Source organism: Bartonella sp. AA97HXZ (assembly GCF_042196985.1).
GTDB lineage: Bacteria > Pseudomonadota > Alphaproteobacteria > Rhizobiales > Rhizobiaceae > Bartonella.
Genome location: NZ_JBHIRC010000032.1, coordinates 1 through 6,200, shown reverse-complemented (window position 1 = coordinate 6,200; position 6,200 = coordinate 1). Strand labels below are relative to the sequence as shown.

Genomic DNA, 6,200 nt, shown 5'->3' with positions numbered 1-6,200 from the left:
TGAATAAAAGCAGAGGTTCGTTTTTCAGCAATTGTTACAGGATCGCCTTCATTATCGACATTCAATGGATAAGCATCGACTTCATCCAAAACCAAATAGCGAATAGGAGAAGAACGCAATCCAGCAGCACTATTTGCTCCTGTAATCATCAATGTCCCCCCATAAAATTCCTTTGAAAACATTGTATTTCCACTGTCTCTTGCACGAGCAGGAGCAATGCGTTCACTTAAAGCAGGGCTAGCTGAAATCATCGGATCAAGACGAGACTTTGACAGTTTCTTAGCGGTCTCCACTGTCGGCATCACATAAAGGGCAGGTCCTGGACTATGATGAATGGCATAACCACAAAAGTTCAACGCTGCTTCCGACATTCCAATCTGAGCCCCCTTCATCACAACCGTTGTTTCAGTCGGATCATAAACAGAAAGATTATCCATGATCTCTCGTAAATAGGGGGTACGTATAGTCCTCCATAACCCAGGCTCAGCACTCGTAACTGTGCTCAAATAACGATTTTTATCAGCCCACTGGGAAACAGTATAAGGCGGGTCAGGACGGCGTCCTTCATTCGCATAGCAAAAAAAGAGCCCAGCATCAGAGGACGAGGGCGAAGCATTACTTATCATGTTCTGGATTCTCTTCTAAAATGTTGGGATCGTGAAAAGAAACAGGGACGACATTTTCTACTAAAGCTTTGCGCATATGATGATCGATAGCTCCAATAAGGCTCGCAGCATCACATCCCACTTGCGCCGCAATTTCAGTACCAAAGCGATAGGCAAAATTGAGCATTGTATCTCGATGCGCTCTTCCAAAGTTCCATGCTTCTTTTCTCACTTCTTCACGATCAACAGTTGTTTCACGCAATCGTTCAAGTGCAATCTTTTCTTTTGCTAGCGCAACTTGCATTCGCTCCAGTTTTATCTTGTATTCATTAGCGCCCTCTGTAGAGGCTTGTTTGATCTTTGTTCGCGGTTGGCCATCCGGTGCTAAAAATGGAGCAGGGCGCTTTGTTGGATTCTCATTCCAGATGGCTGTTGCAAGGGCTTCATTGACAGAACCATCTTCAAAAAGAGCCGCATCAAATTTACCTGTCTTTATCCGAGAAACCACCGCATTATGTGAAACACCCATCTTCTTCGCAAACGCACGAACCGATAGACCCTTACGATTCTTCTTATCCATAGTTGCTCCTTGCCTTCTTCTCTGCCATAAGAAGTAAGAGTTTACTGTGTTACGAATGATTGACAATCGGGTATATATTCCGGTATGCGAACGGATACACTTCAGGTTACACAAGAATTGTTGGCTCTCATTACTGAGATTGATGAGTTCAAAGGGGCATGGCGCGCCCTTGGTACTCTTGCACCTGAGCGATTGAACGCTCTTCGTCATATTGCTACTGTTGAAAGTATTGGATCTTCCACACGCATTGAAGGGAGTAAGTTAACAGACCGCGAAATCGAACAGCTTTTGGTAAACTTAGAAATTAAACGTTTCAAGAGTCGTGATGAACAAGAAGTTATCGGTTATGCCAAGGTTATGGAAACAATCTTTCAATCTTGGAGTGATATTTCTATTACTGAAAATCATATTAAACAACTTCATCGTGATCTTTTGTGTAATAGTGAGAAAGATCAACGACATCGAGGTGAATATAAGACTTTACGCAATGATGTAGCAGCATTTAATTCTCAAGGGAAAATGGTTGGCATTGTTTTTGAAACAGCTACACCATTTGATACACCATACCGAATGCAAGAGCTTATTACTTGGTTCAATAAAACCAATGAATTAAAGGATCTTCATCCTTTACTTACGATTGGTATTTTTAATGTAACATTTTTAGCTATTCATCCTTTTCAAGATAGAAATGGACGTTTAAGCCGTATCTTAACCACCCTTCTTTTGTTACAAAAAGGTTATGTTTATGTACCATATTCATCACTTGAAAGCATTATTGAGAATAATAAAGAAAGCTATTACTTAGCTTTAAATCAAACTCAAAAAACAATTTATACTAAAACACCCAATTGGGAGCCTTGGATACTCTTTTTTTTACGTGCTCTACAAAAACAAAAACGCCAATTAGAAATAAAAATAGAGAGTGAAAAAAATGCTCTTTTTTCCTTATCTGAATTGGCTCTTAATATTCTTGATTATGTGCGTAATCACGGACGTGTTACAACCCGCGATATGGTGCGTGAGGTTGGTGCAAGCCCTAATACACTTAAAGTAACTTTTACATCATTAGTTGAAAAAGGTCTTTTGATACGTCATGGTGGTGGACGATCAACTTGGTATAGTGCACCTTAATTTTATTGCCTTCTTAACCACCTCCCCGCCTAAAAGACGAGGAGATAAAATTATGTTGTAGGTCTAAGCTACTTTTGCAATCGAGTTCTCCAAAGTAGGAACATAGGCTCGCAACAAAGAATCCATGCTATGCGGTAGTTCTGAATCTCCAAAATCTGTTAGAACTGTCAAGATTTTAAGTATATTTGGTACTTCATCTTGAAGTTTTAAAATCAAAACCTTTTCTACCAGACTCATGATGTCAACCAAAGCAGTACATTCTTTGTCGTTAATATTTTCATCATTAGAAAATTGAAACAACGCTATCCACAAATCGCATAAGAAGTCGACACTGGTGTTCATTGTACACCTCCATGGATTTGTTCTCTCAAACATGCCAATCCTCTGGATGTAATTTTTGTTGAAGGGAGCACTTTTTCTGTACCATCAGGTCTTTGAATGGTAATAGCAGGACAATCCATAAATCCTTTCTTGATCTTGTCCTGATAAGGTAACAGTGGCGCCCCTGGAGCACGCCGATACACCCAATCATGTTTACGCAAGTAATCAGTTAAATCCTTTGGTCTTACTTCCAACATCTTTGCTGCTTCTATCAAACCAAACAAACCATCAGAGCGTTTTAAACCTTCTAAAGCCTCTGCTTTTGGAGCTAATTTAGCAATGATATTGTCTTTCCGCTCGTTTTCATCTTTTAAATGCGTTAAGACACCAAGCATTACTGCTGGACTGGAGTAGTCAATCGATTGAACATAGGATTGCTTTATCTCGCCCCTACGCCATGCAACAAATAATTTAATAAGCATATAACGGACTTGAGAAGATTTTTCTGTATTCGATAATGTCGCAATCAATAACGTCTGCTCTTCGTTAAGCCAATATTCTGTTACGTTATTGCCCTTTATTACGTGCGCCACAGTGGCGCACCTCCCAAACCGTTCTATTTCTTGCATATTTCTTGTAATTAATTTTCTAACGTCACGTGTACGAACAAACCCTAATTTTTCTGCTAAATCCACATCGCGAACACGAGGCTCGTTTTCGACTTCTCGTAATTTGATTAATTTGTCTTTATTGATAGGTAAGTATGTGCTATTATTCATTGTAATTGACCTCTTTCAGGTTAGTTAGATGTAAAGCGTTAGAGAGAGTTTTTGCGGACTTATGCTCTAGCGCTTTTTCTTTTTTGAGAATGTTAATTATTTCAGATGAAAGAGAGCGATCATTCTCAGTCGCCCGATTAAACAACCACTCCTTTAATGTATGTGGCATATTTATTTTATATTGGATCGTTTTCATTTTACCTCCATATGCACATATTTAGTACCATAAAGGTACCTTGTGGCAAGTGTATTTTAGGTATATTTTAGGTGCATGACAAAAAAAGATCGTGTGCAATTTAAATTTCTCATTCCAATTGAACTGAAAAATCAATTGGAAGAGCTTGCTGAGGCAAATCATCGTAGCCTTACGGGTGAAATTCTTGCTCGTTTAGAAGATTCTGTCCGCACTACCGTTACATTAAATCACCTACTGGCAATGAATTCAGAAGATCTCAAAAAGCTCCTTGAACAACTACTCGTGAATAAAAAACAATAAGATGCCACACATAGCCCCCTCAGAACGCTTTAAGCCTTCAAGCGCTTCTGCTTTTGGTGCTAATTCTGCAATAACATGATCTTTCTGCTCTATTTGACTTTGTAAGTGATTCAAAACACCAAGTAATGCCTCCGGTTTAGAGTAGTCAACTTGCGGTGTTGCTACTTGTTTCAAAAGTCGTTCACATTTGATAAAGTATTGACGTGCTTCATGTCCTTTATCATTACGCTCGATCATCGAAAGATGTTTAGCCACGTCTAACGTAATGTGGTATTCTTTTATTTTTCCACCCCGGTAAAAATTTACCGCAGTTATAAAGTTTATATTTTCCTGAAATTTACATTCTTTAATGCGATTTTTAATCCAATCATTAAAGCGGGCTTTTATCTCTAAAAACGCATGCAAATCACGCGCGTTAACAGTTTGAACAGTTTCCTGGTCAATAACCCGTTCTTTAATTTCTATAAGAGTGTTCATAGTGAACTCCTATCGATTAGAGGTTTCTTATTGACACTCAATGAAGAATGCCGGGCGCTAAGAAACACGGTCGATAGTCCGTCGTTACGCTTTCCCCATAAAGAGTATTGTATAGCGTAACTACACCCGACAAATCTATTATATGCATGTAGCATATAATGAGTCAAAGTCTTTAATGTGCGAAGAAGAGATTGTGTCGGCAATCTATCCGCTATCGATTTAAGGTGTTTCTTAGGCACCTGATTCGATTATTCATATTGTCGACACATTGTCAAGTGGCTTCTAATAATTTTTTGATATTTTTGCTAATTTCATCTCTGAGTGCCGGGCGCTGAAAACACGGCCATAAGTCCGTCGTTATGCTTTCCCCCGAAAGGGTATTTTATGGCATAACCACACCCGACAAGACCAGTATACGCCATACGCATATAATGAGTCAAAGCCTTCAATGTACGGAAAAAGATTGTATCGGCAATCCATCCGCTTATGGTTTTAAGGTGTTTTCAGGCACCTGATTCGAAGATACCTATTACTGTAGAATTGTCAAGTAATAAAAATTACTTTTTGCTAAGTAAACGTTTCACATACTGTACAGTGTACATATTGAAATCATTATTTATCAATGAGTTAAATGTACAATGTACAGTCAAATTGAAAATTCTGTCGCTAGCGATAGTTCGCGCTCGCCTGCCCCGCAACGAAGCCAACCCGCTGGGAAGTACCTTTTGCATTGATTTTATTGTATTTTTTCTGGAATAGGAGAGGCATAATTGGCAATCTTCTTTAAATTAATATCCTCCCCACTCTGAAAGCAGGGAAGATGAGATCATATTTTAAATCTAAGCAGCTTTTACGACAGATCTTGCTAAAACGCGCTTAGCTTCTTTTGTAACTGATTTGTAATGATCAAGCTCTTTTTCGATTTCATCTATTTTTAAAAGACGACCAAAGATAATACCCATGATTTTAGGATAATTTGTCAAAACATATTGGCGAAGATAGTTAAGATCATCAAAGCGTGTATCATTATCATAACCAACAGATTGGCTTTTTAGTTTCTTCTCACACTCAATAAAATAACGGCGTGCTTGACGTCCTTTCTCGTTACGTTCAACCATGGAAAGCTCTTTTGCCATGTCTAAAGTGATGTGATATTCTGTACTTGGACGACCGCCTTTAGGTTTTACTCTTTTTTGAGTAAAACTCACAAAGTCCTGATTTTCTTGGGAGGCATTGGGTTTCGCTAAAATTTTAGCGAAACTTATAAAGTCCTTATTTTCTAGGAAGCCGTATTCTTTAATACGGTTTTTTATCCAATCTCTAAAATTAGAATTGACTTCCAAAAATGTATATAATTCGCGTGCGTTGACGGTTTGAACTGTTTCTTGATCAATCGTTTGTTCTGTAATTTTAATAAGAGTGTTCATAATGAACTCCTATGCAGTTAAAGGTTTTCTATTGACACTCCACAAAGAATGCCGGGTGCTAGAAAACACGGTGCATAGTCCGTCGTCACGCTTTTCCCATAAAGGGTATTGTATAGCGTAACTACACCCGACAGATCTATTATACGCATGTAGCATATAATGAGTCAAAGCCTTTAGTATGCGGAAAATAAACTGTTTCGGCAATCTATCCGCTATGCATCTAAGGTGTTTTCTAGGCACCTAATTTAACGATATACGTTTTCCGTGAATCTTGTCAAGAAAGAAAATCTCAGTGTATAGCAAACATAGCTTGAGAACATGATCTAGCCTTTCTTATTAGCAGCGTATTCTTGACGAGAAAGTTGTCTCTGTATATTTTTGGTT

At 38.5% G+C, this 6,200-nt stretch carries 8 protein-coding genes and 1 pseudogene; 2 read left to right on the top strand and 7 right to left on the bottom strand.

Translation table 11 applies throughout. The annotated features are described in order from the left end of the window. Both ACFINE_RS08990 and ACFINE_RS08985 read right to left on the bottom strand, forming a co-directional pair. On the bottom strand, positions 1 to 626 hold a 626-nt coding region (locus ACFINE_RS08990), incomplete at its 3' end, for a phage terminase large subunit family protein (RefSeq protein WP_375621797.1). Then, positions 616 to 1,185, bottom strand: coding sequence for a hypothetical protein (locus ACFINE_RS08985; protein ID WP_375621796.1), 570 nt, complete (start codon positions 1,183 to 1,185; stop codon positions 616 to 618). The genes ACFINE_RS08985 and ACFINE_RS08990, both read right to left, overlap by 11 nt. An 84-nt stretch (positions 1,186 to 1,269) precedes the next feature. Between ACFINE_RS08985 and ACFINE_RS08980 the strand changes: the two genes are divergently transcribed. Continuing rightward, positions 1,270 to 2,316, top strand: coding sequence for a Fic family protein (locus ACFINE_RS08980; protein WP_375621795.1), 1,047 nt, complete (start codon positions 1,270 to 1,272; stop codon positions 2,314 to 2,316). 63 nt (positions 2,317 to 2,379) lie between these two features. Here the strand turns inward: ACFINE_RS08980 and ACFINE_RS08975 are convergent, their stop codons facing one another. The 3 genes from ACFINE_RS08975 to ACFINE_RS08965 are packed head-to-tail and all read right to left on the bottom strand — an operon-like array spanning position 2,380 to position 3,612. After that, the gene (locus ACFINE_RS08975) at positions 2,380 to 2,658 is read right to left on the bottom strand and encodes a hypothetical protein (RefSeq protein WP_375621794.1); all 279 of its coding nucleotides are present in this window, start codon (positions 2,656 to 2,658) and stop codon (positions 2,380 to 2,382) included. Next, the gene (locus ACFINE_RS08970; protein WP_375621793.1) at positions 2,655 to 3,416 is read right to left on the bottom strand and encodes a phage antirepressor KilAC domain-containing protein; all 762 of its coding nucleotides are present in this window, start codon (positions 3,414 to 3,416) and stop codon (positions 2,655 to 2,657) included. Before ACFINE_RS08970 ends, ACFINE_RS08975 begins: the two co-directional genes overlap by 4 nt. Then, positions 3,409 to 3,612, bottom strand: a complete 204-nt coding sequence (locus ACFINE_RS08965) for an Arc family DNA-binding protein (protein WP_004859798.1) — start codon at positions 3,610 to 3,612, stop codon at positions 3,409 to 3,411. Before ACFINE_RS08965 ends, ACFINE_RS08970 begins: the two co-directional genes overlap by 8 nt. Before the next feature lie 75 nt (positions 3,613 to 3,687). Between ACFINE_RS08965 and ACFINE_RS08960 the strand changes: the two genes are divergently transcribed. Next, a complete protein-coding gene (locus ACFINE_RS08960; protein ID WP_375612370.1) occupies positions 3,688 to 3,912 on the top strand; it encodes an Arc family DNA-binding protein in 225 nt (74 codons plus the stop codon). Between the two features lie 15 nt (positions 3,913 to 3,927). On the opposite strand, the pseudogene ACFINE_RS08955 reads toward ACFINE_RS08960, so the two are convergent. After that, positions 3,928 to 4,389, bottom strand: a pseudogene (locus ACFINE_RS08955) (antA/AntB antirepressor family protein); the annotation flags it as partial. A gap of 839 nt (positions 4,390 to 5,228) precedes the next feature. After that, positions 5,229 to 5,816 (bottom strand): antA/AntB antirepressor family protein, encoded by a 588-nt coding sequence (locus tag ACFINE_RS08950; RefSeq protein ID WP_375621792.1) that lies wholly within the window; start codon positions 5,814 to 5,816, stop codon positions 5,229 to 5,231. Between the last annotated feature and the right edge of the window lie 384 nt (positions 5,817 to 6,200).

Excerpts from the sequence above, each read along its gene's own strand:
- ACFINE_RS08950 (WP_375621792.1), bottom strand. The coding sequence starts at position 5,816 with ATGAACACTCTTATTAAAATTACAGAACAAACGATTGATCAAGAAACA.
- ACFINE_RS08985 (WP_375621796.1), bottom strand. The coding sequence starts at position 1,185 with ATGGATAAGAAGAATCGTAAGGGTCTATCGGTTCGTGCGTTTGCGAAG.
- ACFINE_RS08975 (WP_375621794.1), bottom strand. The coding sequence starts at position 2,658 with ATGAACACCAGTGTCGACTTCTTATGCGATTTGTGGATAGCGTTGTTT.
- ACFINE_RS08965 (WP_004859798.1), bottom strand. The coding sequence starts at position 3,612 with ATGAAAACGATCCAATATAAAATAAATATGCCACATACATTAAAGGAG.
- ACFINE_RS08960 (WP_375612370.1), top strand. The coding sequence starts at position 3,688 with ATGACAAAAAAAGATCGTGTGCAATTTAAATTTCTCATTCCAATTGAA.
- ACFINE_RS08980 (WP_375621795.1), top strand. The coding sequence starts at position 1,270 with ATGCGAACGGATACACTTCAGGTTACACAAGAATTGTTGGCTCTCATT.
- ACFINE_RS08970 (WP_375621793.1), bottom strand. The coding sequence starts at position 3,416 with ATGAATAATAGCACATACTTACCTATCAATAAAGACAAATTAATCAAA.